The organism is Lentzea sp. JNUCC 0626 (genome assembly GCF_043632865.1).
Taxonomy (GTDB): Bacteria; Actinomycetota; Actinomycetes; order Mycobacteriales; family Pseudonocardiaceae; genus Lentzea.
Map to the genome: position 1 here is coordinate 246,738 of NZ_CP171635.1, position 23,515 is coordinate 270,252.

Sequence of the window (23,515 nt, forward strand, 5' to 3'; positions counted from 1 at the left end):
CCACGTGGCCGCCGTCCCTGCCTCTCACTCGGCGGGGCGGAGCACCACCTTGCCCTGCACGTGCCCGGTCTCGACCAGCTCCTGCGCCTTGGCCGCGTCGGCCAGCGGCAGGCTCGCCGCGATCCGCACGCCGAGCTTGCCGTCGGCGGCGAGCTGCGCGTACTCGCCGAGCCGCGCCCCGAACGGCGCACCGCCACCGGTGAACACGACCCCCAGCTCAGCGGCCGCGGGGTCGGCGATGGTGACGATCCGGTCGGTGCCGCCGCGCAATTCGATCGACAACGGCAGGTCGCCCTGCCCGGCCGCGTCGTACACGGCGTCGACACCGTTCGGAGCGGCCGCGCGCACCCGGTCGCCCAGTCCCTCGCCGTACGCGACCGGGGTGGCGCCGAGCGACCGCAGGTAGTCGTGGTTGGCGGGCGACGCGGTGCCGATGACCGTGGCGCCCCGCGCGATCGCGAGCTGCACGCCTGCCGCGCCGACGACGCCCGCGGCGCCGTGGATCAGCACGGTGTCGCCTTCGCCGACCTTCAGCAGGTCCAGCACGCGGACCGAGGTCTCGACGGCGGTGGGCAGCGCGGCGGCGGTGTCCCAGTCGAGGCTCGCGGGCTTGAGCGCGAAGTCGGTGGCCAGCGCGTACTCGGCGTACCCGGCGGTGACCCAGCCGAGGACCTCGTCGCCTTCCTGCACCCCGGTGACGCCCTCGCCGACCTCGTCCACGATCCCGGCCGCCTCCAGGCCCGGGATCGCGGGGAGAGGGGGCGTCATCTGCGGGAACCAGCCGTTGCGGATCTTGTGGTCGAGCGGGTTGACCGCCGCCGCGACGACCTTCAGCCGCACCTGACCGGGACCGGCGTGCGGTTCCGCGGCCTCGCCCAGGTTCAACACCTCGGGTCCGCCGTGCGTGGTGTAGGTGATCGCCTTCATCGTGGACTCCCTCGTCGTTTGGTTGACATGTCAACACTAGCGACGGGGGAGTCGAGCCTGCCCCCGCACTTCGGCTAGTTCGCCCTGACCGAAAGACCAGCCGACCACCCGTTCGTGCGGGCTACGCTGGGTGTATGGACCTGAGGACCGCCGCCGCGCTGATTCAGGCGCCGCTGAGCGAGACGCTGCCGACCATCTCCGCGGCGCTGGCGGAGGGCATCCCGCACCGGGCGATCGCGGAGTTGTCCAACTGCTCGCGCCGTTCAAGTTCCGCGGCGAGGTACCGGGTCCGGCCGTCACGATCACCGACCTCGCCGCGCTGCGCTCGCTCGTGCCGGCGCAGGGGACCTGGCAGGGCCGCGCGCTCCTGGGCGGGGTCGAGGTGCCCGTGGTGGTCCTGATCAGCGCCGTCACCGAGCCGCGGGGGATGCTCGTGCTGCTGCGCGACGACGACACCCCGGTGCCCGCCGAGGTCCTCACACCCGCCGGGGCGTTGTGGGACGTCGTGACCGCGCACATGGAAGGCCTGCGCAACGAGGCCGTGCCCGCCACTCTCGCCGTGTCCCGCGCCGCAGCAGCGGCACGCGCTGTGGCCATCTCCGACCTCGGCGACGTGCACGGTGCCGCGCTGACGTCGTTGCTCGCCGTGCTGCGCGACCGCGACGTGGACGACTCGACGGCCCGCGCGCGTGCCGTCGACCTCGCCGTGACCGCCCTGGTCGAACTGCGCTCGCGTGCCGACCTCGACCGCGCCCAGGTCGAGGAACGCGCCGGGGACGCGTTCGAACGCCTCGCCGAGTCGTTGCGGCGCGTGCTGCGCGGCCGGGACGTGCGCCTCGACCTGGGCCTGCCCGGTGCGGAGGAGGGCGCGGACCGGATCGTGCCGTCCGAGATCACCTCGACGGCCGCCGCCGTGGTCCGGTCGTCCGTGCACGCGATGCTCGACGACCAGGGCGGGGTGAGCCGCGTCCACATCGGCTGGAAGGTCGTCGGGGCAGTGCTGCGCGCGACCGTGCGCGACGACGGCCCCGGCACCCTGTCGTGCGGCAGCCTCGATCAGCGGCGCGTTCCCGAACGGCTCGGGCCGCTCGGCGGCAGGGTCGAGGTCGACGCCGTCCCCGGCTGGGGCGCGACGGTGACGATCGAGGTCCCGCTCGGCCCGCCGGAGACCCCGCGCGAGGACCCGCTGACCGTGCTCGGCGCGCGCGAGTTGGAGGTGCTCGGGCAGCTGGCGCGGGGCAGGCGCAACCGCGACATCGCCGGTGACCTGCACATCAGCGAGTCCACGGTGAAGTTCCACGTCGCCAAGATCCTGGAGAAGCTCGGCGTGGGGTCGCGCGGCGAGGCGGCCGCGCTGGCGCACGAGTGGGGTGCGGCGGCGCGTTAGCCGATCTCGCCCAGCCGGTGCCGGACCACGTCGCGGACGACGTCGTCGGGCAGCGGCCGCTCCGCCGTGAACCGGATCGTCCCCTTCGACAGCGAGTAGCCGCCCAGCCGGTCGCGCACGGAGTCGATCGCGCCCGGGCTGAACGGGAACACGGCCAGGTGATTTTTCGCGGCCTTGAACGCGAGCAGCGGCTTGCCCTTGAACCGCAGCGTCGCCATGCCGTAGCTGGTGCCCTGTTCGGCGGTGGGCGCGACTTCCTCGGCCAGCGCGCGGATCCGGGCGAACGCGTCCCGTGACGACGCGTCGAGGCTCGCGAAGTAGTCGTCGACGTCGGCCATGCCGCGCACGCTACCGGCGCTGAGTGCTCCGCGAGCGAACCTGTGGCCCGTGGCGAGACCATGTCCTTCCTGCTCGATACAGAGACCTGGACCACGCTCGGTTGCACGTCCGATAGTAGGAAGTCAAACTATTCTCATGACGATGCCGTCTTCCGGGGCGTCCCCCGTGCCCGCGTTGCACAAGCCGGTGAACCCGGTGCGCTTCGTGACCGCGTCCAGCCTGTTCGACGGCCACGACGCGGCCATCAACATCATGCGGCGGATCCTGCAGTCGCAAGGCGCCGAGGTCATCCACCTCGGGCATAACCGGTCGGTCGCGGAGGTCGTCAACGCGGCGATCCAGGAGGACGCGCAGGGCATCGCCATCAGCGCGTACCAGGGCGGGCACGTCGAGTACTTCTCCTACCTGGTCGAACTGCTGAACGAACGCGGCGCCGGGCACATCCGCGTCTACGGCGGCGGGGGCGGCGTGATCGTCCCCGAGGAGATCGAACTGCTGCACTCGCGCGGTGTCGCGCGGATCTTCTCGCCGCAGGACGGGCAGACCATGGGGCTCGCCCGCATGATCAACCTGATGATCGAGGAATGCGACCACGCGCTCACCGCGCCGTTCAGCCCCGACGCGCTGCTGACGGGAGCCGACGAGGCCCTGGCGCGCGCGATCACGCACATCGAGGCCGGCACGGCCGATGTTCTCGAGACCACGCGCACGGTGCCGGTGCTCGGCATCACGGGCACCGGTGGTTCGGGCAAGTCGTCGCTGACCGACGAACTCGTGCGCCGGTTCCGTCTGGACCAGCAGGACAAGCTGCGCATCGCCGTGCTCGCCGTCGACCCGACGCGTCGCCGTGGTGGTGGCGCGCTCCTCGGCGACCGCATCCGGATGAACTGCCTCGACGGCGACCACGTGTTTTTCCGTTCGCTGGCAACGCGCCGTGCGGGCAGTGAGATCCCGGACGGCCTGGAGCAGGCCATCGTGGCGTGCAAGGCTTCCGGCGCGGATCTGGTCATCGTCGAGACGCCCGGTATCGGTCAGGGTGACGCGGCCATCGTGCCGTTCGTCGACTTCTCGCTGTACGTGATGACGCCGGAGTTCGGTGCCGCGTCGCAGCTCGAGAAGATCGACATGCTCGACTACGCCGACGCCGTGGCCATCAACAAGTTCGAGCGCCGGGGTGCCGAGGACGCACGCCGTGATGTCGCGCGTCAGATGGTGCGCAACCGTGAGGCGTTCGGCGTGAAGTGGGAGGACATGCCGGTCTACGGCACGTCCGCGGCGACGTTCAACGACGACGGCGTGACGGCGCTGTACCAGTTCCTGCGCGACGGCCTGGTGTCGCACGGTCTCGCCGTGGAGGAAGGCGTTCTCGTTCCGGTGTCGGGCAAGACGTCGACTTCGGCGTCCACGGTCGTGCCGGCGTCGCGCGCGCGTTACCTCTCGGACATCGCCGACACCGTGCGCGGCTATCACCGCAAGACCGACGAGCAGGTTCTCGCCGTTCGCACACACACGCAGCTTTCCGCCGCGCAGAAGGCGTTGGAGGCCGCGGGCAAGGGTGTCGCGGACATCGCCGAGCTGGCGTCCGACGCCGAACGCAAGGTGGACCGTTCTTCTTCCGACCTGCTGACCGCGTGGCCCGCGACCGTCGAGCAGTACTCCGGCGACGAGCTCGTGTTCAAGGTGCGGGACAAGGAGATCCGCACGTCGCTGACGCGCGAGACGTTGTCCGGCAACCAGGTCCGCCGCGTCAGCCTGCCGCGCTACGACGACGAGGGCTCGCTGCTGCGGTTCCTGCGCAAGGAGAACCTCCCGGGCTTCTTCCCGTACACCGCGGGCGTCTTCCCGTTCAAGCGCGAGGGCGAGGACCCGGCGCGCATGTTCGCGGGCGAGGGCGACGCGTTCCGCACCAACCGCCGCTTCAAGTACCTGTCGAAGGGCAACCCGGCCACCCGCCTGTCGACGGCGTTCGACTCGGTGACCTTGTACGGCCGCGACCCCGACACCCCGCCGGACGTCTACGGCAAGATCGGCACGTCCGGCGTCTCGATCGCCTCGCTGGACGACATGAAGGCGCTCTACGACGGCTTCGACCTGGTGGCGCCCACGACGTCGGTCTCGATGACGATCAACGGCCCGGCGCCGACGATCCTCGCGTACTTCCTGAACACCGTGATCGACCAGCAGGTCGGTGTCTTCACGGAGAAGGAGGGCCGCGAGCCGTCGGCGGAGGAGCACGCCAAGATCAAGGCGTTCGCGCTGGCCAACGTCCGCGGCACCGTGCAGGCCGACATCCTCAAGGAGGACCAGGGCCAGAACACCTGCATCTTCTCCACGGAGTTCTCGCTGCGCATGATGGCGGACATCCAGGAGTGGTTCATCCAGCAGCAGGTGCGCAACTTCTACTCGGTGTCGATCTCGGGCTACCACATCGCCGAGGCCGGGGCGAACCCCATCAGCCAGCTCGCCTTCACCTTGGCCAACGGCTTCACCTACGTCGAGTCGTACCTCGCGCGCGGCATGAACATCGACGACTTCGCGCCGAACCTGTCCTTCTTCTTCTCCAACGGCATGGACGCCGAGTACAGCGTCATCGGCCGCGTGGCCCGCCGCATCTGGGCCGTGGCCATGCGCGACCGCTACGGCGCCGCGGAGCGTTCGCAGAAGTTCAAGTACCACGTGCAGACCTCGGGCCGTTCGCTGCACGCGCAGGAGATGGACTTCAACGACATCCGCACGACCCTGCAGGCTCTCTGCGCCCTGTACGACAACTGCAACTCCTTGCACACCAACGCCTACGACGAGGCCATCACCACCCCGACCGAGTCGTCGGTGCGCCGCGCCATGGCCATCCAGATGATCATCAACAAGGAGTGGGGCCTCTCCGCCAACGAGAACCCGCTGCAGGGCTCGTTCGTCATCGACGAACTCACCGACCTGGTCGAAGAGGCCGTCCTGATGGAGTTCGACCGCATCTCCGAACGCGGCGGCGTCCTCGGCGCGATGGAGACCGGCTACCAGCGCGGCCGCATCCAGGACGAGTCGATGCTCTACGAACAGCGCAAGCACGACGGCTCGCTGCCGTTGATCGGCGTCAACACCTTCCTGCCCGAGGACGGCACCCGCGAGGTCGTGAAGATCGAGCTCGCCCGCGCCACCGAGGAGGAGAAGGAGTCCCAGGTCGACCGCACCCGCGCCTACCAGGCCGCACACCGCGACGAGGCGGCGTTGGCGTTGGGGAGGCTGCGGGAGGTGGCGCAGACGAACGAGAACGTGTTCGCGGTGCTGATGGACGCGGCGCGCGTGTGCACGCTCGGCCAGATCACCGAGGCGTTCTTCGAGGTGGGCGGCCAGTACCGCCGCAACATCTAGACGGCGTAGGGCCGGCCGACGATCCACCCGCCCACGTGCGCGGGCAGTTCGTCGGTCGGCACCACCTCAACGGGGTCACCCACGCTGACCACTCCGGCCTGGATCACCCAGCTGTCCAGGCACAGCACACCGCCGAACTCCCGCCGGATCCGCCGGTGCACGTCCAGGTCCTGCGCCCCGGTGTCCGGATCGATCGTCGTCACCACGCACCGCGCCCGCTTCTGGTACATCCCGATCACCACGTCGCCGACCACCAGCGCGTGCCCGGGCCAGGTGTCCTCGACCCCGGCCTCCACCCCGCCGATCAGGATGTTGGGCCGCAGCCGCCGCACGTCCACCCCGGCGGCGGCGACCTGTCCGTCGGTCGCCACCAGCACGTTGAGCACGTCGAAGCGCTCCGGCCCGTCGTAGCGCGTCAGCCGTCCGCCGAACGGCAGCACACGCTCGTGCGCCTGCCAGCTGTCCCACGGGTGTCCGTCCACCAACGGCCCGTCAGGCCCGGTGGACGCGGGAATCGTGAGCAGGCCGTAGCGCGTGCGTCCGGTGAGCACGCCACGCGGTCCCTGCACGTGCACGAGCCGGTCGCCCTCGACGCCATCGGCCGTGAATCGTGCCTGGTCCAGGGGTTCGCCGCCCAGCGACTTCACCGGGTAGCGCCACAACGCCTCGACGTGCACGTCACTCCGCCGGGATCTCGTCGGTGGACGACGGGTCGACGCGGCGGTCCGACTCGGCGATCCGCACGTCGTTGATGCTCGCCTCGCGCCGTGCCATCAGGCCCGACTCGGCGAACTCCCAGTTCTCGTTGCCGTAGCTGCGCCACCACTGGCCCTCGTCGTCGCGCCACTCGTACTGGAAGCGCACGGCGATGCGGTTGTCGCTGAACGCCCACAGCGACTTGCGCAGTACGTACTCGTGCTCGCGCTCCCACTTCCTGGTCAGGAACGCCACGATCTCGTCGGTGCCGTGGACGAACTCGGACCTGTTGCGCCACACCGAGTCCGGGGTGTACGCGCCGGCGACGCGCACCGGGTCCTTGGTGTTCCAGGCGTCCTGGGCGGCCTGCACCTTCAGGCGGGCGGTCTCGGCGGTGAACGGGGGCACGAGTTTCACGACGGTCCTTCCAACGGTTGGGCGACGTTGCAAACGTTAGAACGAAGACCTAACGGATGCAAGCCTGTGTTACCGTTAGACGTGCTGACGCCCGACGAACCCCGTCCGGTCCTGCTGATGAACACCATCTGGGCCAACCGGTCGCAGCTCCACGACGACCTGACGACTGTCGGTGGGCTTCGCGATTTTCTGGGCGTGCCCGCCGACGAGGCCGACCTGGAGGCGTTCCTCGAGCTGCGGCAGGCGTTGCGGGACCTCGCCGCGACGCTCACGCAGGACACCCGTGAGATCGCGCAGGGTCGCGATCTCGCCCGCGCGGTGGTCGCGGTCAACCGTGCGGCGCGCAGTGCCCGGCTCTGGCCCCAGCTGACGGTGCGGGACGGCGAGTTGTTGCGGCACAACGAAAGCGAAGGATCACTCGCGGATCGCGAACGGGCCGCGATCGCCGCCGAGGCCGTGGATCTCTTCACCGGCGAGGACCGGGTGTTGTTGCGCGCCTGCCACGCGCCGGGCTGCGTGCTGTACTTCGTGAAGGACCACCCGCGCCGCGAATGGTGCTCGCCGTCGTGCGGCAACCGGGTCCGCGCGGCCCGCCACTACCGGCGCAACCGGGGGTGAATTCCCTGGTCCGAACGGGTTTTCCTGATCAGCGGGGGTAAACATGAGCCGCGCCGGTTCCGATTAAACGGACAACAGTTGGGCGCGTTTTGTGTGTGGTGGTGATCCGCGATGTCCCGAGAATCCGTGCCAGGTCACGACATCAGCTATCACCTCGTCTGTTTCGACGAGACCGGCAACGAGCGGGGGCGCGACAGCGCGGACGTGCTGTACGACGCCCGCCGAGGCGTCACCGACGTCTTCTTCTTCATACACGGGTGGAACGGCGACGTGCCGGCCGCCCGCTACCAGTACGGGCAGTGGGTCAGGACGATGGCCGACTGCCGGGCCGAACGCGAAGCGGCGCACCGGCTTCCGGGTGGCTTCAAGGCGTTGCTCGTCGGACTCCACTGGCCCTCGAAGGCGTGGGGCGACGAGGACGTGCGGTCGGACGAGTTCATCAAGGCGCAGGCGAACCGTCTCGGCGGAGGCGCCGGACGCACCGCCGCGGTGCGCACGATCGTCGAGGCCGCGCGGAAGCACCCGGGCTGGATGTCGGCCCCGGTCAAGCAGGCCTACGACTACCTCGAGAGCTCGGTGCCGGACCTGCCGGGCGAGGACGGCATGGTGTTCGACGCCGAGCAGCTCTACCGCGCGTGCCTGGAGGACCCGGCGCTGGGCGGCATCCTGTCGCCGTTGCGGATCCTGACGTTCTGGAAGATGAAGCGGCGCGCCAAGGTCTTCGGCGAGAGCGGTGCCGCGCGCATCGCCAGGGACGTCGCGCAGGCCGCCCCGCAGGCCCGCATCCACCTGATGGGCCACAGCTTCGGCTGCATCACCGCCACCGCGATGGCGAACGTCGTGCCCGCCGCGACTTTGACGCTGGTGCAGGGCGCGATGTCGCTGTGGTCGTTCGCGGAACGGCTGCCCGACGAACCCGGCTCCGGCTACTTCCGCGGCGTGCTCGGCCGCGTGCCGGGCCCGATCATCGTGACCACGTCGTCGAACGACTACGCCATCGGCAGGTTCTACCCGCTGGCCGCGCGTTCGGGCCGTCAGGTCGACCTCGACTCGTACCCGAAGTACGGCGGCATCGGCTCGCACGGCGTGCAGGGCACGTACGCGCACGGCCACAACATCGGATCTCCCGGCGAGCTGTCGCGCGGGCAGGTGCACAACGTCGACTGCACGTCCGTGATCCGCCGAATCGACGGAATCGCGGGCGCCCACAACGACATCTGCCACCCGGAACTCGCGCGGCTGCTCTGGAAGGCGGTGCTGGTCCGCTGACGCTGTCCGTTTCAGAAACACGCGTTTCCGTTGACCGCTCCGAGGACTCGGTTCCACGGTGGTGTCACCGTCACCGAACCACCTCGGAGGACGGTCGACCATGTTACGTCCATTGTGGATAGTTGCTGCGCTGGTGCTGGCGCTCGTGGGCCCAGTGCGAGATCCTCGCCGACGGCGACACCGGCATCGCGCGGATGGCGTGCTGCCCGCTGCCCGACGGCGCCGCCCGCTGCAAGGCGACCGAGGTCCTGAAGTTCGAGGACAGGAAGGAACCCGCCGGACGCGAGGCCCCGCTCGCCATCCAGATCCACAACAAGGGCATCGAGGACGAGTACAAGGACCTCGTCGTCGAGTCACCCGTGGCCGACCCGTCGAAGTTCCTGACGACCTGACCCTGTCCGGCAAGTGTCTAACCCAGTCGTAGCTCCACCTGCGGCACCAGCGTGTTGCCCAGCGACGGCCGCAAGTCCGCCCGCAACGCCGACAAACTCGTCGGGTCGAGCGCGGGGGAGACGGCGAACCCGACCGTCGCCGCCGTCAGCACCACGCGCTGCATCGCCTGCCCCGCACGGATTTCCGCCGCCGCACCCTGGTTGAACGTGCAGAGCACCAGCTCGGTCGAGCTCTTCACGTGCAGCCAGGCCCGCTCGACCTCCGCGGCCCGCGACAACAGCCCTCGCCACGAGGCCAGTTCGGGAAACGCCGTCCACGTGCGACGGTTGGCGCGCAGAGCGTGCAGCAACGCCCGCACGTCCGGTCCGGCCTCCTGGTACCCGCCGAGCCGGATGGCGGCGGCCGCGTCGTTCGCGCTCGGTCCCGGCAGCAGCGTCACGAGTGGACGGATGCCGTGACCCTGCAACGCCAGCCGCGCGTTGAGCAGCGCGACCCCGCACCCGAGACGTGTCTCCCGGCCGTGCGGGACGTCGGTGTGCAGCTCGATCTGCTCCGGGCGCACCTCGAACCGGACACCGGACACCGAGGTCCTGGCGAGCGCGAGGACGTTGCGCACGTCCTCGCCCGCGAGCCCGAGCGAGCCGGGCACAGCGATCGTCATGGCCCTACTCTCCGGCTGCTCAGACGGGTCAGCCACGGTCGAAGGTCCTCATTTCCTAGGGCCGTGCGGGGCCGAAAAGTGTGCGAATCTAGGCGGCGTGCCTGACGCGCCCGGTCGCCGCGACCTCGACGAGCTGCTCGACGAGGTCCGCGACCGCATGGACGAGATCGTCACCACCCGCGACCACATGCAGGAGTTGCTCGGCGCGGTGCTCGCGGTCGCGTCCGGCCTGGAGCTCGACTCGACGTTGCAGCGCATCGTCCAGGCCGCCGTCGACCTGGTCGGCGCCCGCTACGGTGCGTTGGGCGTGCTCGGCACCCGCGACGACCTGGCGGAGTTCGCCTACGTGGGGGTGGACGAGGCGACCCGGGCCACGATGGGCCACCTGCCGGAGGGCAAGGGCCTGCTCGGCCTGCTCATCAAGGACCCGACACCGTTGCGGCTGCGCGACCTCTCGCAGCACGAGATGTCCGTCGGCTTCCCGCCCAACCACCCGCCGATGCACGGCTTCCTGGGCGTGCCCGTCCGCGTGCGCGACGAGGTGTTCGGCGCCCTCTACATGACCGAGAAGGTCGACGCCGGCGAGTTCACCGCCGACGACGAGGCAGTGCTGCAGGCCCTCGCCGCCGCCGCGGGCATCGCCATCGAGAACGCCCGCCTGTTCGAACGCTCCCGCATGCGCGAACGGTGGCTCGAGGCCATCGGCGAGGTCAACTCCGAACTGCTCGGCGGCGCCTCGGGCGAGTACGCGCTGCGCCTCATCACCCAGCGCACCGTCGAACTCGCCGGCGCCGACTCCGCCCTGGTCGTCCTCGGCGATGGCCGCCACATGCCGTTGTCCGTGGCCGCCAGCGCGGGCGTGAAGATCGATGACTTCGACGCTTCCGACTACGCCGTGGACGAGGTGGTGCGCTCCGGCGTACCGCTGCTCGTCGACGACCTGGGCACCGCCTTCGGCCCCGCGCTGGCCGTGCCGTTGCGCTCGGAGATGGGCGTGACCGGCGCGTTGCTGGTGTTGCGCCGCGGCGGCGAGACCCGTTTCCTGCCGGACCAGGTGCCGATGCTCGCGTCGTTCGCCGACCAGGCGGCGGTCGCGCTGGAGTTCGCCGAGCAGCAACGCTCCCAGCGCCTGCTCGACGTCCTGGAAGACCGCGACCGCATCGCCCGCGACCTGCACGACCACGTCATCCAACGGCTCTTCGTCACCGGCCTCACCCTGCAGTCCACGATGCGCCGCGTCACCGATCCCGAGGTGGCCGCCCGCCTGCAGACCGCCGTCGAGCAGCTCGACGAGACGGTCCGCGAGATCCGCACGTCGATCTTCGACCTGCACTCGACCGACAACACCTCGCTGCGCCGCCGCCTGCTCGACCTGGTGGCGGGCCTGACCGAGGCCACGCACCTCAAGCCGTCCATCCGCATGTCCGGCACCGTCGACAACTCCGTACCGCCCGAACTCGCGGAGCACGTCGAGGCCGTGGTGCGCGAGGCCGTCACGAACGCCGTCCGCCACGCCGACGCCACCGAACTGACGGTCCTTATCGACGCCGGCGACGACGTCGTGATCACCGTGCAGGACAACGGGGTCGGCATTCCCGCCGACGCGGCCCGCAGCGGCCTGCGCAACCTCGCCCACCGCGCGTCGCAGTTCGGCGGCTCGCTCGCGGTGCGCGCGACGGAGGGCGGCGGCGCCTGCGTGGTGTGGCGAGTGCCGCTCGGCTAGTCGCGGCTAGTGGGGCTTCTCGCCGTCCTTGCGGAACTGCGAGGCGAACACGGCGGCCTGGGTGCGGCGTTGCATGCCCAGCTTGGCGAGCAGGTGGGAGACGTAGTTCTTGACGGTCTTCTCCGCCAGGAACATGCGTTCGGCGATCTGCCTGTTCGTGAGGCCCTCGCCGATCAGGTCGAGGACGGTGCGCTCCTGCTCGCTGAGCATGCGCAGCGGGTCGCCCTCCTCGCGTTCGCGGCGGATCCTGTTGAGCAGCGCGGAGGTCGTGCGGGCGTCCAGAAGGGACTGTCCTGCCGCGACGGTGCGCACGGCGTTGACCAGGTCGGCGCCCAGGATCTGCTTCAGCACGAAGCCCGAGGCGCCTGCCATGATCGCGTCGAACAGGGCCTCGTCGTCGGCGAAGCTCGTCAGCATCAGGCACTGCAGGCCGGGGATGCGGCTGCGCAGTTCGCGGCACAACTCGATGCCGTTGCCGTCGGGGAGCCTGATGTCGAGCACCGCCACGTCGGCCTGGGCGCCGGGCATCTTGGCCAGGGCCTCCGTGACCGACGCGGCGTCACCGACCACTTCGAGGTCGGACTCCTCGCCCAGCAGGTCCGCGATGCCGCGGCGGACGATCTCGTGGTCGTCGACGAGGAAAACACGCGTCGCCATGGGGGTCACGGTAGCCCAAAGAACCCGCCGGAAGGGGACCATCGGCGGGCGGCGCACTACGACGATCGGGCCTACTTCAAGACGAAGGGCGTGGCGGATCCGCCACGCCCTGTGCCCTGGTTGCCTGTCGTCAGGCCTGCTTGATCGCGGAGATCTCGAACTCCAGCACGACCTTCTCGCTCACCAGCACGCCGCCGGCCTCGAGCGCAGCGTTCCAGCTGACGCCGTAGTCCTTGCGGTTGATCGTGTGGGAGCCCTCGAAGCCGACGCGGGTGTTGCCGAACGGGTCGACGGCCACGCCCTCGAAGGCGAACGGGATGGTGATGCTCTTGGTGACGTCCTTGATGGTCAGGTCACCGGTGATCTCGAAGTTGTCGTCGTCGATCTGCTTCGCGGAGGTCGAGACGAACTTGATCTCCGGGTAGGTCTCGACGTCGAGGAACTCGTTGGTGGTGAGGTGACCGTCGCGCTGCGCGTTGCGCGTGTCGATCGTCGCGGACTTGATCGTCACGGTGGCGGTGGTGTTCTCCGGCTTGTCACCGTCGATGGAGATCGCGCCGTCGAACTCGTTGAACGCACCACGAACCTTCGTGATCATCGCGTGGCGCGCAACGAACCCGATGCGGGAGTGCGAGCCGTCGATGACGTAGTCGCCGGTCAGTTCGGAGAGGTTGGTGGCGGTGGTCATGGTGTCAAGCCCTTCGGTTGCTCGATTTGGTTGAAGTGTCACTCACCCTGCCGGAACGTGGATGATGTGTCAACTATTCCCGTATGCTGAACCGGTGACACGATGGTTGGAACCTGAGCAGCAGCAGGCGTGGCGTGCCTACGTCCGCATGCAGGGGGAGCTCAATGCGCATCTGAGCAGGCAGATGTCGGTCGATTCGGACATCTCGATGGCCGACTTCGCCGTGCTGGTGCAGCTCACCGACACGCGTGAGGAGCGCGTGCGCGTTTTAGAGCTCGCACGGTCGTTGCACTGGGAGAAGAGCCGTATCTCACATCACGTCGCACGGATGGAGAAACGCGGCCTGGTGCGCAGGGAGAACTGCCGCAGCGACGGGCGCGGGTCGTTCGTCGTGCTGACGGACCTGGGGCGTGAGGCGATCGAGGCCGCCGCCCCCGCACACGCCGAGACGGTGCACAAGCTGGTGTTCGACCTGCTGAGCGACTCCGAGGTGGTGGCGTTGCGGGAGATCTCCGAGAAGATCTTCGAGCGTCTAACGACAGGAGAATGTGCGGCGGTAATCGCTCGGTGCGACGCCGACGACCCGATGGAAGTGGTGTCGGAGGAGGGCGGCTGTCCCGAAGCCTGACCTGGTCGCGACCGCGTCGACGTCCAGGTCGGTCTCTTCGAGCAGCCTGCGTGCGTGCAGCACCCGCTGCAGCGACAGCCACTTGTTCGGCGTGGTGCCGGTCTCCGCGGCGAACCGGCGCGCGAAGGTCCGTTCGGACATGACGGCGAGCTTCGCCATCGTCGCCACCGTGTGGTTGTCGGCGATCGTGTCGAGCACCTGCTCCAGCACCGGTTCGAGGCTGTCCGCGCTGCACTCGGGGATGGGCAACTCCACGAACTGCCGCTGACCGCCGTCGCGCTGCGGTGCCACGACCATCCGGCGCGCGATGGTGTTGGCGATCTTCGTGCCCAGCTCGCGGCGCACGAGGTGCAGGCACGCGTCGATGCCCGCCGCGGTGCCGGCGCTGGTGATGATGTTGCCGTCGTCCACGAACAGCACGTCCGCGTCGAGCTGAGCCTTCGGGAAGCGCTCCTTGAACGTGCGCGCCTCACGCCAGTGCGTGGTGCAGTGCCTGTCGTCGAGCAGGCCGGCCGCGCCGAGGATGAACGCCCCGCTGCACACGCTGAGCAACGTCGCGTCGGTCTCCCTGAGCGCCTTGACGAGCTTCTCGGGGTAGTCGTCACGCACGCGCGCGGCGGGCAGTGCGACGAGGTCGACGCTCTGCAGCGCGTCGAACCCGTGCTCCGGCGTGATGCTCACGCCGCGGATGCTCGTCGGCACCGGTTCGTTCGGGGTCTCCCCGCACACCCGGAAGTCGACCAGCGGCACGCCCTCCTCGGTGCGGTCGATGCCGAACACCTCGCAGAGCAGGCCGAACTCGAACGGAGCAACGCCGTCGATGAGCGGAACCGCCACAGAACGCAGCATGGCAGGATTTTAGCGCGCAGCGTCAGATCTGCCACTGTTGGCGGGATATTGCCGGCCGCAAACTTACTGACATGACACTTGCAGCGATCGTCCTGGCAGTAGCAGCGCTCTCCGTCTGGCTCGACCGGCACCGCGACCAGAACGCCGGTCTCGCAGGCTCCTCCGACGTCAACGACCGCGACCGCGTCCGCGTGCGCGACGACCTGAGGTACCTCACCTGAGTTGTTCAGAGCCGATCTGGGGTGAACCGACCTGGGGCTCGGGTCCCGTGTAGCGGGCGACCGGCCGGATGATCTTCTTGTCCTCGGACTGCTCGAGGGCGTTGGCGCACCATCCGACCACCCGGCTGCACGCGAACGTCGGCGTGAACATCTCGCGCGGAATCCCGCACTGCTCCATCACCACGCCGGCGTAGAACTCCACGTTCGCGTACAGCTGCCGGCCGGGCTTGAGCTCGGCCAGCAGCTCCGTGACCTTCCGCTCGACGGTGACCGCGAACTCGGTGAGCGCGGTCGGCTGCTCGAGTGCGATCTCCTTGAGCAGACGTGCCCGCGGGTCCTCCGTCTTGTAGACGGCGTGGCCGAAGCCCATGATCCGGTCGCCCTGCTCGATGCGCTCGCGCACCCACGCGTCGATGTTGTCCGGCGACCCGATGAGGTCGAGCGCCTCCAGCGCCCGGTCTGGCGCGCCCCCGTGCAGCGGTCCGGAGAACGTCCCGATCGCCGCCGTCACCGCCGACACGACGTCGGACCCGGCGCTCGCCACCACGCGTGCAGTGAACGTTGACGCGTTGAACCCGTGGTCGATCGTGGCGATCAAGTACTGCTCGACAGCACGACTCGTCCACGTTGACGGCTCCAGTCCAGTCAACATGTACAACCAGTTCGCCGACATTGACAAATCAACCCTGGGGTTGACGGGATCAAGTCCACGGTTGATCCGGTGCAGTGCAGCGAGGATCGTCGGCGTCATCGCGCTGACCTTGAGCGCGTCCGCCTTCCGCTCGTTCATCGGCGCGTCCCACATCGGCCGGCTCGGCACCATCGACAACGCCGTCCGCAACCCGGCCAGTGCAGTGCACCCCGACCGGGCGATGGCAGGCAGCACCTCGCGGATCGACGCAGTTAGCTCCCGCAGTCCGGCGGTGTGTTCGGCGAACCGCGCGGCCTCGTCGGCGTTCGGCAGCCTGCCTTCGGCGAAGAGGAACCACACCTCCTCGAACGACCGCGTCCTGGCCAGGTCGATCGCGTCGTGCTCGCGGTAGTGGTAGTAGCCCGCGGCCCCGTTCACGTCCCCGATCCGGGTGGTCGTGACGACGACGTCTTTAAGCCCTTTGGGTGCATCAATCAACATGCACAACAGGCTCCGTCAACATGTCCTGTACAGTCAACGTTGATGGAATCAATGTTGACGACGAATCAAGCTGCCCGTCGCCTCGGCGTGAAGCCGGCGACGGTCTACGCGTACGTCAGCCGCGGTCTTCTGACCAGCGAAAAGGTCAACCGCTCCAGCATGTTCGACGTGGCCGAGGTAGAAGCTCTGGCGCAACGCACTGGTGCCCGCGGAGCAGTGGCCGCTGTGACCGATCGCATCCGCACCAGGATCTCGTTGCTGGAGGACGACCAGCTGCACTACCGCGGCCGGTCGGTGTCTCTGCTCGCGGCCTCGAAGCGGTTCGAGGACGTCGCCCACTGGCTGTGGACCGAGATCGACTCCGAGGGCCTGCAGTTCCCGGAGGGCCAGGAGATCTGGATGGCCCTTCCCGATAGTGCCACGCTCACGGACCGCGTCAGGGTGGCCATCGCGCTGGCGAGCGTCGGCGATCCGCTGCGCTACGACCTCGACCGGGCCATCACCAGCGCCAAGTCGTTGATCGCCGACGTGGTCGAGTCGCTGCCCCTGGTCGGCCGCCCCGCCGGCACCGACATCGCCGACCGCCTCTGGGCCCGCCTCTCCCCGGAACCGCCCCAGCCCGCCCTGCTGAACGCGACCCTGATCCTCCTCGCGGACCACGACCTGGCCATCTCGACCATGGCCGCGCGAGTCGCCGCCTCGGCCCACGCCCACCCGTACGCCGTGGTGTCCGCCGGTATGGGTGCGATGGAGGGGCAGAAGCACGGCACCGCGACGACGTTCGCGCACCGGTTCCTGATGCGGGCCGAGTCCGACCCGATGGGCACGGTGGCCGAGCACCTGCGGTCCGGCCAGCCGATCCCGGGGTTCGGCCACCGCATCTACCAGCAGCGCGACCCGAGGGCCGACTACCTGCTGGCCGTGTTGCGCAGTCACGGCGATCTGGTGGCGGACAAGGTGATCGCCACGCAGCTCCAGTCGTTCCCGAACATGGACCTGGCGCTGGCGCAGTTCGCGTTGATGTTCAAGATGCCGCCGGACGCCGGCGAGGCCATCTTCGCGATCGCCCGGATCGTCGGGTGGATCGCGCACGCGATGGAGGAGTACAAGGAGCCGGGCCTGCGGTTCCGCGCGATGGGCGTCTACACGGGCGACAGGCCGTAGCTCAGTCCGGCAGTCCCGCGTGCTCCTCGGCGAACGCGATGATCCGGGCCGTGGTGAGCTCGAGTTCCTCCAACGGCAGCGTGTGCGTCGTCCCCGGCACGATCTCCGTGCGCACCCGTGACACGAGGGACTCGAGGCGCGCGGCGAGCTCCTTCGGGTCGTGGACCGGGTTGCGCTCGGCCAGGAGGAAGTGGGCGGGCACGTCGATCGACCGCAGTTCGTCGTCGGTGAACTCCCGCAGCGGAGCCAGCTGGACCTTGTACTTGAGGCCACCGAACAACAACGGGCGCAGCGTGTGCCGCACGGCCGGATCGCCGGAGCTGATCCGGCGCAGGATCGGGGCGGGCAACATCCAGCGGACCAGCTCGCCGATGCTCCAGAGCACGAACTTCAGCATGGCGATCCCGAACCCGCCGGGCTCGATCGCGAGGACGCCGGTGATCCCGTCGGAGCGCCGCACGGCGAGGTTCAACGCCAGGTAGGCGCCTCGTGAAATGCCGACGAGATGGACCTTCTCGTGGCCGAGGCCCGCGAGGACGTCGGCCAGCCAGTCCGCCTCGTCCTCGGTGTTCTCGAACGGCCGGGTCTGCACCGACCGCCCCGGCTCGCCGATCATGTCAACGGCGTACACCGTGTGCTTCTCCGCCAGCGCGGCGACGAACGGATACCAGGACAACGACGTGCCCATCGCGCCGTGCAGCAGCATGATCGGCACCCCGTCAGCGGAGCCGCTGCGCCGCACACGGGTCGCGCCGAACCGGGTCGGCACGTCCAGCTCCTCCGACGGCACCGGCCACTTCCGCAGGATCGCGTCGTACTTGGCGAAGTAGCGATCCTGCGCCTTCTGGTCAACGAACTTCCCGACCATCACAACCCCAGTTTTTTCTAATGCAGATGCAATGTAACAGCGCCCGGCGGTCCTCGTCGACGCCGGTCGCTGTGACACAGTGATCACATGCCGAAGCGCGTTGACCACGAGGAGAAGCGGCGTGACCTCGCGGAGGCGCTCTTCCGGATCGCCTCGACGCGAGGCCTGCAGGCCGTGACGTTGCGCGCGGTCGCGGCGGAGGCGGGCGTGTCGATGTTCCAGATCCAGTACTACTTCCCGACCAAGGAGGAGATGCTGCGCCACGCGTGGCAGCGGATCACCGAGCTGGGCGCCGAACGGGCCGGGCAGGGCATCGCGGAGGCGGCCAGGACGGGCGACGAACGTGCCGTCATCCGCGCGTGCGTGCTTGGGGTCCTGCCCACGGACGAACGCACCCGCATGCTGTGCGCGGTGCAGATCGCCTACTTCGCCGTGGACGTCACCCGCGGCGGTCAGGCGCCGGACCAGCAGGCCATGCTGCCGCACCTCGTGAACCTGATCGCGAGCCAGCTCGAACAAGCGCGACAACGCGGCCGGATCTCACCGGGCCCCGATCTTCGGCTGGAGGCGGACGCGCTGGCGATCATGACCGTCGGCCTGCTCAGCGGCATGCTCGTCGACGCCTACGACGCGACCAGGGCCGCGGAGATCGTCGACTACCGGCTCGACCAGCTGTTCACCGGCTGACGAGGCCCGCTTGGCCGCTGGCGTGATCGCCACGAGAAGCGGACCATGAAAACCATGAGATTGTCCGCAGTGGACAACCTGAAGGTGATCCTGGTGGCGTGGGTCATCGGCGGCCACGCGCTGCTCGGCTACGCCGCGATCGGCGGCTGGCCCTACGACGAGGTCAACGAGGTCACGTTCCACCCCGGCGTCGAGACGGTGCTCGCGGCGGTGATCGGACCGTCCGGGCTGTTCTTCATGGGGACCTTCTACTTCATGGCCGGGATCTTCACGCCCGGCTCGATCGAACGCAAAGGGCGGCAGCGGTTCATCGCCGAACGCCTGGTCCGGCTGGGGACGCCGTGGGTGGTCAGCGCGCTGGTGGTGTGGCCGACGTTCGTGTGGATCGCCTACACCGGCGCCGGGCGCGATGTGTCGTGGTGGCAGGCCTTCACGAACCGCGAGCCCTTCCTCGACAGCGGGTCGTTGTGGTTCGTGGGAGTGCTGCTCATCTTCAGCATCGGGATCGCGTTGATGCCGCCGATCAAGGAGCGGGTCATCACCACGAAGACCGTGGTGGGCATGACGATGGTGGTCGCGGGGACGACGTTCCTGACGCGGCTGGTGTTCCCGGCTCGCAGCGGGCAGGTCGGCGACCTGCACCTGTGGTGGTGGCCGCAGTGCCTGGGGATGTTGGTGCTGGGGGCCATCGGCGGGCGCAAGCTCGCGGAACGGGTCCCGGACGACATCTACCGCATGACGCGCAACGTGGTGGTGGGAACCATCGCGTTGCTGCCGGTCGCCGCTGCGCTCATGGGCGTGCTGGACCTGGCCAAGAGCGCGGAACCGTTCCTCGGCGGCTGGCGGTGGCAGGCCGCGGTCCTGGCGGTGGTCGAGGGAATCCTGGTGGTGGCCGGGAGTTTGTGGCTCATCGGGTTGGCCCAGCGGCGGTTGACGCGCCAGGGGGCCTGGGCGCAGGGGCTGGCGCGGTCCGCCTACGTCGCGTTCGTCGTGCAGGGCCCGATTTTGTTGTTGCTGGCCACTGGGCTGAGGGCGTTGCCGGCACCCGCCGAGGTCAAGGCTCCGTTGGTGGGGGCCGGGGCCATCGCGTTGTCGTTCGCCATCGGCTGGATGGTCACTTCACGCCGAGGCGCTTCAGCACGCTCGTCGTGATGCCCGCGGAGTCCAGGCCGTGGGCTCGGAGGATGCGAGCTCGTGAGTCGTGCGGCAGGAAACGCGGTGGCAGCGCGAAAGTCGCCACGCACGTGGACGTTCCGGCCAGAGCTTGACCCAGGCGTGCTCCCAGCGCGCCGGTCGACGTCGTGTCCTCCACGGCCAGGACCAGGCGGTGCTGGCCGCTGAACTTCACCAGGTGCGGGTCCAGCGGCGCGGTCCAGCGCGGATCCACCACGGTCACGCGGACGTCGTGCGACGCCAACTCCTCAGCCGCTGCCAGGCAGGGCGCGGCCAACGGGCCGACCGCGATCAGCAGGACTTCGGCGTCAGCGGACTCCTTCAACACGTCGAAGTGGCTGACGCGACGCAAAGCCGGGATGTCCGGACCGACGGCGGCCTTGGGGTAGCGAACGACCGTGGGGCCGTCGGAGACGTCCACGGCCTCACGCAACAACGCCGCCAACGACGTCGGGTCACGTGGCGCGGCCAGACGCAGACCGGGGACCACCGGCAGGATCGAGGCGTCCCACATGCCGTGGTGCGACGCGCCGTCCGGGCCCGTCACGCCGGCGCGGTCCAGCACGAACGTGACCGGCAGGCGGTGCAGCGCCACGTCCATCAGGAGCTGGTCGAACGCCCTGGACAGGAACGTCGCGTAGACGGCCACCACCGGATGTAGACCGCCCATCGCCATGCCCCCGGCGGACGTCACGGCGTGCTGCTCGGCGATGCCCACGTCGAAGACACGGGTGGGGAAGTGCTCGGAGAACGGCCGCAGGCCCACGGGCTCCAGCATCGCCGCGGTCACGCACACCACGTCCGGACGGGCGGTCCCGATCGCCACGATCTCGTCGGAGAACGCGTCGGTCCAGGTCCGGCCACCTGAAGCACCGGACGCGCCCACCGCGTGCATGCGGTCGGCTTCGTCGGACTCGGCAGCCGAATAGCCCTTGCCCTTCACGGTCTTGCAGTGCACCACGACCGGACGGCCCAGGGACTTGGCCTCCCACAAGGCGTTCTCGACGGCGTGCACGTCATGTCCGTCGACCTCGCCGATGTACGCGAGACCCAACGACTCGAACAACGCCCGCGCGGATCCGGCCAGCAGAGAAGCCGCGAAACCACCGGCGGTCGGGTCGTAGGAACGGCCGTTGTCGTTCAGCAGCACCACGACCGGACGTGCCGAGCCGCCGATGTTGTTCAACGCCTCCCAGCACATGCCGCCGGTCAGGGCTCCGTCGCCGACGATCGCGACCACCCGGCGTTCGGCCGCGCTCAGCTCGAACGCCTTGGCCAGACCGTCCGCATAGGACAGTGCGGTCGAGGCGTGCGAGTTCTCGATGACGTCGTGGGCGGACTCGGCCGCGGACGGGTAGCCCGACAGACCACCGGCCTGCCGCAACGAGTCGAACTCCGCGCACCGGCCCGTCAGCATCTTGTGCACGTACGCCTGATGCCCGGTGTCGAACAGCACCACGTCGACCGGCGACGTGAAGACCCGGTGCACCGCGATCGTCAGCTCCACGGCACCCAGGTTCGGCCCCAGATGGCCACCGGTCCGGTGCACCTTGGAGATCAGGAACGACCGGATCTCCGCAGCCAGCGAAGAGAGTTCCGACGACGACAGCGCGCGCACGTCGGCGGGGGAGGTGATGTCAGCCAGCACGGCGCACCGCCAACGGCAGGGTGAACGCGATCGTCTCGGTCGCCGTCGTGTGCGTGGAGACCGTCACGGACCCCAACGCCTCCAACGCCGCCACGACCTCGTCCACCAACTCGGGCGGCGCCGACGCACCCGCGGACAGGCCGACCGACGACACACCGACGAGCCACGCGGGATCGATCTCCGACGCGTCGTCGATCAGGTACGCCGGGGTGCCGCCACGCGCGGCCAGTTCGACCATCCGCACCGAGTTGGACGAGTTCTTCGAGCCCACCACCAGCACCAGGTCGGACTGCTCCGCGACCTCGCGGATCGCGATCTGCCGGTTCGTGGTGGCGTAACAGATGTCGTCGGACCCAGGCCCTCGCAGCTGCGGGAACTTCCGCTCCAAAGCCGCGATGACCTCCAGCGTCTCGTCCACGGCCAGCGTCGTCTGCGTCAGGTACGAGATCGGCCCGCTGATCTCCAGAGCTTCAACGTCCTCAACGGTTTCCACCAGCACCATCTGGTCGGGCGCCTCGCCGAGCGTGCCTTCGACCTCCTCGTGCCCGGCGTGCCCGATCAGCACGATCGTGTCGCCGCGCTCAGAAAAACGCCGAGCCTCGGCGTGCACCTTCGTCACCAACGGGCAGGTGGCGTCCAGCACGTCCAGGTCCCGCAGACGTGCCTCCGCGCGCACGGCAGGAGACACGCCGTGCGCGGAGAACACCGCCGTGGCACCGAAAGGCACCTCGGACAGCTCCTCCACGAACACGGCGCCACGAGCCTCCAGCGAACGCACGACGTGGACGTTGTGCACGATCTGCTTGCGCACGTAGATGGGGCCGCCGCGTTGGTCGAGCAGTCGTTCCACGATCTCGATGGCACGCTCCACCCCGGCGCAGAACGACCGGGGTGACGCGAGCAGCACCGAACGCGGCGGATGTTCCGTCATCTAACGCCTTCCCGAGCAGGGTTTCAGTGATCTCGATGTGTCACGAGCTGGGCGAGCGTGCCGAGCTCCACGGCCGCCCGCGCCGTCGGCGAGGACTCGCCGAGGTGCACCAGCGCCTGCGTGTGGAGTTCGTCGGCCTGCGTCTGGCTCCACGCCCGCCCACCGGCCAGATCGACCAGCTCAGCCGCCCGCGCAAGCGTTTCCGCGTTCATCTCCTGCGACCCGAGGTACAGCACCCCGAGCTCCTCGGACGCGGGCACGCCGGCGTTCAGCGCGCGCACGACCGGCAGGGACTTCTTGCGGTTCACCAGATCCGAGTGCACGGCCTTGCCCGTCACCGCCGGGTCGCCCCAGATGCCGAGAAGATCGTCCACGTGCTGGAACGCGAGTCCGAGCTCGGCGCCGAAGCCGCGCATCGCCTCGACCTGCTCGTCGGACCCGCCGCCGTACAGCGCGCCCAGAGCCGTGGACGCACCGAGCAACGCGCCCGTCTTGCCGCGCGCCATCAGTTCGACCTCGTGCACCGACACGTCGTTGCGCGTCTCGAAGTCCAGGTCGTACGCCTGGCCTTCGAGCAATGCCACCACGGCGTCACCCAACGACCGGATCGCCTCCAGCGAGCGCGGGTGTCCCGACGCCGCCAGGACGTCCACGGCCAGCGCCTGCAACGCGTCCCCGGCCAGGATCGCCGCGTTCACGCCGAACACCGTCCACGCCGTCGCCCGATGGCGCCGGGTGGTGTCGCGGTCCATCACGTCGTCGTGCAGCAACGAGAAGTTGTGGATCAGCTCCACCGCGACCGCCGCGGGCACGGCGGAGGCGGGGGTACCGCCGACGGCCTCGGCCGCCAGCAGCACCAACGCGGGACGGATCGCCTTGCCGCCGTTCTCCAGCACCGGGTTGCCGTACTCGTCGCGCCACCCGTGGTGGTACTCCGCGACGGTCCGCAACGACGGCGGCAGCTGGTCGACGGCCTTGCGCAGAGCCGGCAGCACGAGGCTGCGGCTCCACGCGAGGACCTCGCCGGACGGACGCCCGGCGGCCAACGGTTCGGTCATCTCCGCAGTCAT

General features: G+C 69.3%; 24 protein-coding genes. 11 read left to right on the forward strand and 13 right to left on the reverse strand.

The window, feature by feature from the left end; all coding sequences use genetic code 11:
* Positions 1-24 precede the first annotated feature (24 nt).
* Positions 25-927 carry an NADP-dependent oxidoreductase gene (locus tag JNUCC0626_RS01200; RefSeq protein ID WP_394617743.1) on the reverse strand — a complete coding sequence of 301 codons (903 nt, stop codon included), beginning with the start codon at positions 925-927 and terminating at the stop codon, positions 25-27.
* 130 nt (positions 928-1,057) lie between these two features.
* On the opposite strand from JNUCC0626_RS01200, the gene JNUCC0626_RS01205 reads away from it, so the two are divergent.
* Entirely contained in the window at positions 1,058-2,314 is a 1,257-nt protein-coding gene (locus JNUCC0626_RS01205; protein ID WP_394617744.1) for a helix-turn-helix transcriptional regulator, read from the forward strand.
* Here the strand turns inward: JNUCC0626_RS01205 and JNUCC0626_RS01210 are convergent.
* Complete coding sequence (locus JNUCC0626_RS01210) at positions 2,311-2,652, reverse strand: iron chaperone (RefSeq protein WP_394617745.1); 342 nt, start codon at positions 2,650-2,652, stop codon at positions 2,311-2,313. The two genes, JNUCC0626_RS01205 and JNUCC0626_RS01210, sit on opposite strands and share 4 nt — an antisense overlap.
* Before the next feature lie 142 nt (positions 2,653-2,794).
* On the opposite strand from JNUCC0626_RS01210, the gene icmF reads away from it, so the two are divergent.
* Positions 2,795-6,022, forward strand: a complete 3,228-nt coding sequence (gene icmF, locus JNUCC0626_RS01215) for a fused isobutyryl-CoA mutase/GTPase IcmF (RefSeq protein WP_394621946.1) — start codon at positions 2,795-2,797, stop codon at positions 6,020-6,022.
* On the opposite strand, the gene JNUCC0626_RS01220 is transcribed toward icmF, so the two are convergent.
* Together JNUCC0626_RS01220 and JNUCC0626_RS01225 are read right to left on the reverse strand one after the other, a co-directional pair.
* The gene (locus JNUCC0626_RS01220) at positions 6,019-6,699 is read right to left on the reverse strand and encodes an MOSC domain-containing protein (RefSeq protein ID WP_394617746.1); all 681 of its coding nucleotides are present in this window, start codon (positions 6,697-6,699) and stop codon (positions 6,019-6,021) included. The genes icmF and JNUCC0626_RS01220 overlap by 4 nt on opposite strands.
* 1 nt (position 6,700) lies before the next feature.
* Positions 6,701-7,135 carry a nuclear transport factor 2 family protein gene (locus JNUCC0626_RS01225; protein WP_394617747.1) on the reverse strand — a complete coding sequence of 145 codons (435 nt, stop codon included), beginning with the start codon at positions 7,133-7,135 and terminating at the stop codon, positions 6,701-6,703.
* Positions 7,136-7,252: 117 nt separating this feature from the next.
* On the opposite strand from JNUCC0626_RS01225, the gene JNUCC0626_RS01230 reads away from it, so the two are divergent.
* The 3 genes from JNUCC0626_RS01230 to JNUCC0626_RS01240 all read left to right on the forward strand — a co-directional run bounded on the left by JNUCC0626_RS01230 (position 7,253) and on the right by JNUCC0626_RS01240 (position 9,414).
* Positions 7,253-7,753: a CGNR zinc finger domain-containing protein gene (locus tag JNUCC0626_RS01230; RefSeq protein ID WP_394617748.1), complete on the forward strand. Its 501-nt coding sequence runs from the start codon at positions 7,253-7,255 to the stop codon at positions 7,751-7,753.
* Positions 7,754-7,864: 111 nt separating this feature from the next.
* Complete coding sequence (locus tag JNUCC0626_RS01235; RefSeq protein WP_394617749.1) at positions 7,865-9,022, forward strand: hypothetical protein; 1,158 nt, start codon at positions 7,865-7,867, stop codon at positions 9,020-9,022.
* A gap of 122 nt (positions 9,023-9,144) precedes the next feature.
* Positions 9,145-9,414, forward strand: a complete 270-nt coding sequence (locus tag JNUCC0626_RS01240) for a hypothetical protein (RefSeq protein WP_394617750.1) — start codon at positions 9,145-9,147, stop codon at positions 9,412-9,414.
* Between the two features lie 17 nt (positions 9,415-9,431).
* On the opposite strand, the gene JNUCC0626_RS01245 is transcribed toward JNUCC0626_RS01240, so the two are convergent.
* A complete protein-coding gene (locus JNUCC0626_RS01245; protein ID WP_394617751.1) occupies positions 9,432-10,076 on the reverse strand; it encodes a hypothetical protein in 645 nt (214 codons plus the stop codon).
* A gap of 157 nt (positions 10,077-10,233) precedes the next feature.
* Between JNUCC0626_RS01245 and JNUCC0626_RS01250 the strand changes: the two genes are divergently transcribed.
* Complete coding sequence (locus tag JNUCC0626_RS01250; RefSeq protein WP_394621947.1) at positions 10,234-11,799, forward strand: sensor histidine kinase; 1,566 nt, start codon at positions 10,234-10,236, stop codon at positions 11,797-11,799.
* Positions 11,800-11,805: 6 nt separating this feature from the next.
* Here JNUCC0626_RS01250 and JNUCC0626_RS01255 read toward each other — a convergent pair whose 3' ends face one another.
* Both JNUCC0626_RS01255 and JNUCC0626_RS01260 read right to left on the reverse strand, forming a co-directional pair.
* Complete coding sequence (locus tag JNUCC0626_RS01255; RefSeq protein WP_394617752.1) at positions 11,806-12,456, reverse strand: response regulator; 651 nt, start codon at positions 12,454-12,456, stop codon at positions 11,806-11,808.
* A gap of 130 nt (positions 12,457-12,586) precedes the next feature.
* Positions 12,587-13,144 (reverse strand): YceI family protein, encoded by a 558-nt coding sequence (locus JNUCC0626_RS01260; RefSeq protein WP_394617753.1) that lies wholly within the window; start codon positions 13,142-13,144, stop codon positions 12,587-12,589.
* Between the two features lie 94 nt (positions 13,145-13,238).
* Here JNUCC0626_RS01260 and JNUCC0626_RS01265 point away from each other — a divergent pair, with 94 nt between their 5' ends.
* Positions 13,239-13,772 carry a MarR family winged helix-turn-helix transcriptional regulator gene (locus tag JNUCC0626_RS01265; RefSeq protein ID WP_394617754.1) on the forward strand — a complete coding sequence of 178 codons (534 nt, stop codon included), beginning with the start codon at positions 13,239-13,241 and terminating at the stop codon, positions 13,770-13,772.
* On the opposite strand, the gene JNUCC0626_RS01270 is transcribed toward JNUCC0626_RS01265, so the two are convergent.
* Positions 13,677-14,621 carry a GlxA family transcriptional regulator gene (locus tag JNUCC0626_RS01270; protein WP_394617755.1) on the reverse strand — a complete coding sequence of 315 codons (945 nt, stop codon included), beginning with the start codon at positions 14,619-14,621 and terminating at the stop codon, positions 13,677-13,679. The genes JNUCC0626_RS01265 and JNUCC0626_RS01270 overlap by 96 nt on opposite strands.
* A gap of 71 nt (positions 14,622-14,692) precedes the next feature.
* Between JNUCC0626_RS01270 and JNUCC0626_RS01275 the strand changes: the two genes are divergently transcribed.
* Positions 14,693-14,842, forward strand: coding sequence for a hypothetical protein (locus tag JNUCC0626_RS01275; RefSeq protein ID WP_382443662.1), 150 nt, complete (start codon positions 14,693-14,695; stop codon positions 14,840-14,842).
* Here JNUCC0626_RS01275 and JNUCC0626_RS01280 read toward each other — a convergent pair.
* The gene (locus tag JNUCC0626_RS01280; RefSeq protein ID WP_394617756.1) at positions 14,835-15,974 is read right to left on the reverse strand and encodes a citrate/2-methylcitrate synthase; all 1,140 of its coding nucleotides are present in this window, start codon (positions 15,972-15,974) and stop codon (positions 14,835-14,837) included. The genes JNUCC0626_RS01275 and JNUCC0626_RS01280 overlap by 8 nt on opposite strands.
* 42 nt (positions 15,975-16,016) lie before the next feature.
* On the opposite strand from JNUCC0626_RS01280, the gene JNUCC0626_RS01285 reads away from it, so the two are divergent.
* Positions 16,017-17,138 carry a citrate synthase gene (locus JNUCC0626_RS01285; RefSeq protein WP_394617757.1) on the forward strand — a complete coding sequence of 374 codons (1,122 nt, stop codon included), beginning with the start codon at positions 16,017-16,019 and terminating at the stop codon, positions 17,136-17,138.
* Between the two features lies 1 nt (position 17,139).
* On the opposite strand, the gene JNUCC0626_RS01290 is transcribed toward JNUCC0626_RS01285, so the two are convergent.
* On the reverse strand, positions 17,140-18,006 hold the full coding sequence (locus JNUCC0626_RS01290) for an alpha/beta fold hydrolase (RefSeq protein ID WP_394617758.1): 867 nt from the start codon (positions 18,004-18,006) through the stop codon (positions 17,140-17,142).
* 87 nt (positions 18,007-18,093) lie between these two features.
* Between JNUCC0626_RS01290 and JNUCC0626_RS01295 the strand changes: the two genes are divergently transcribed.
* Both JNUCC0626_RS01295 and JNUCC0626_RS01300 read left to right on the forward strand, forming a co-directional pair.
* Complete coding sequence (locus tag JNUCC0626_RS01295) at positions 18,094-18,693, forward strand: TetR/AcrR family transcriptional regulator (RefSeq protein WP_394617759.1); 600 nt, start codon at positions 18,094-18,096, stop codon at positions 18,691-18,693.
* 54 nt (positions 18,694-18,747) lie between these two features.
* A complete protein-coding gene (locus JNUCC0626_RS01300) occupies positions 18,748-19,845 on the forward strand; it encodes an acyltransferase family protein (RefSeq protein ID WP_394617760.1) in 1,098 nt (365 codons plus the stop codon).
* Here the strand turns inward: JNUCC0626_RS01300 and JNUCC0626_RS01305 are convergent.
* From JNUCC0626_RS01305 to JNUCC0626_RS01315, 3 genes are read right to left on the reverse strand one after another with little or no spacing between them, the layout of a single operon-like run.
* Positions 19,808-21,514: a 1-deoxy-D-xylulose-5-phosphate synthase gene (locus JNUCC0626_RS01305; protein ID WP_394617761.1), complete on the reverse strand. Its 1,707-nt coding sequence runs from the start codon at positions 21,512-21,514 to the stop codon at positions 19,808-19,810. The genes JNUCC0626_RS01300 and JNUCC0626_RS01305 overlap by 38 nt on opposite strands.
* Complete coding sequence (gene ispH, locus JNUCC0626_RS01310) at positions 21,504-22,445, reverse strand: 4-hydroxy-3-methylbut-2-enyl diphosphate reductase (RefSeq protein WP_394617762.1); 942 nt, start codon at positions 22,443-22,445, stop codon at positions 21,504-21,506. Before ispH ends, JNUCC0626_RS01305 begins: the two co-directional genes overlap by 11 nt.
* A 23-nt stretch (positions 22,446-22,468) precedes the next feature.
* Complete coding sequence (locus JNUCC0626_RS01315; protein WP_394617763.1) at positions 22,469-23,515, reverse strand: family 2 encapsulin nanocompartment cargo protein polyprenyl transferase; 1,047 nt, start codon at positions 23,513-23,515, stop codon at positions 22,469-22,471.

What these genes read in the sequence shown, in the direction of transcription:
- JNUCC0626_RS01200 (WP_394617743.1), bottom strand. Translation starts at nt 927, where the DNA reads ATGAAGGCGATCACCTACACCACGCACGGCGGACCCGAGGTGTTGAAC.
- JNUCC0626_RS01210 (WP_394617745.1), bottom strand. Translation starts at nt 2,652, where the DNA reads ATGGCCGACGTCGACGACTACTTCGCGAGCCTCGACGCGTCGTCACGG.
- icmF (WP_394621946.1), top strand. Translation starts at nt 2,795, where the DNA reads ATGCCGTCTTCCGGGGCGTCCCCCGTGCCCGCGTTGCACAAGCCGGTG.
- JNUCC0626_RS01230 (WP_394617748.1), top strand. Translation starts at nt 7,253, where the DNA reads ATGAACACCATCTGGGCCAACCGGTCGCAGCTCCACGACGACCTGACG.
- JNUCC0626_RS01235 (WP_394617749.1), top strand. Translation starts at nt 7,865, where the DNA reads ATGTCCCGAGAATCCGTGCCAGGTCACGACATCAGCTATCACCTCGTC.
- JNUCC0626_RS01245 (WP_394617751.1), bottom strand. Translation starts at nt 10,076, where the DNA reads ATGACGATCGCTGTGCCCGGCTCGCTCGGGCTCGCGGGCGAGGACGTG.
- JNUCC0626_RS01250 (WP_394621947.1), top strand. Translation starts at nt 10,234, where the DNA reads ATGGACGAGATCGTCACCACCCGCGACCACATGCAGGAGTTGCTCGGC.
- JNUCC0626_RS01255 (WP_394617752.1), bottom strand. Translation starts at nt 12,456, where the DNA reads ATGGCGACGCGTGTTTTCCTCGTCGACGACCACGAGATCGTCCGCCGC.
- JNUCC0626_RS01260 (WP_394617753.1), bottom strand. Translation starts at nt 13,144, where the DNA reads ATGACCACCGCCACCAACCTCTCCGAACTGACCGGCGACTACGTCATC.
- JNUCC0626_RS01270 (WP_394617755.1), bottom strand. Translation starts at nt 14,621, where the DNA reads ATGCTGCGTTCTGTGGCGGTTCCGCTCATCGACGGCGTTGCTCCGTTC.
- JNUCC0626_RS01275 (WP_382443662.1), top strand. Translation starts at nt 14,693, where the DNA reads ATGACACTTGCAGCGATCGTCCTGGCAGTAGCAGCGCTCTCCGTCTGG.
- JNUCC0626_RS01280 (WP_394617756.1), bottom strand. Translation starts at nt 15,974, where the DNA reads ATGTTGATTGATGCACCCAAAGGGCTTAAAGACGTCGTCGTCACGACC.
- JNUCC0626_RS01285 (WP_394617757.1), top strand. Translation starts at nt 16,017, where the DNA reads ATGGAATCAATGTTGACGACGAATCAAGCTGCCCGTCGCCTCGGCGTG.
- JNUCC0626_RS01290 (WP_394617758.1), bottom strand. Translation starts at nt 18,006, where the DNA reads ATGGTCGGGAAGTTCGTTGACCAGAAGGCGCAGGATCGCTACTTCGCC.
- JNUCC0626_RS01295 (WP_394617759.1), top strand. Translation starts at nt 18,094, where the DNA reads ATGCCGAAGCGCGTTGACCACGAGGAGAAGCGGCGTGACCTCGCGGAG.
- JNUCC0626_RS01300 (WP_394617760.1), top strand. Translation starts at nt 18,748, where the DNA reads ATGAGATTGTCCGCAGTGGACAACCTGAAGGTGATCCTGGTGGCGTGG.
- ispH (WP_394617762.1), bottom strand. Translation starts at nt 22,445, where the DNA reads ATGACGGAACATCCGCCGCGTTCGGTGCTGCTCGCGTCACCCCGGTCG.
- JNUCC0626_RS01315 (WP_394617763.1), bottom strand. Translation starts at nt 23,515, where the DNA reads ATGACTGCGGAGATGACCGAACCGTTGGCCGCCGGGCGTCCGTCCGGC.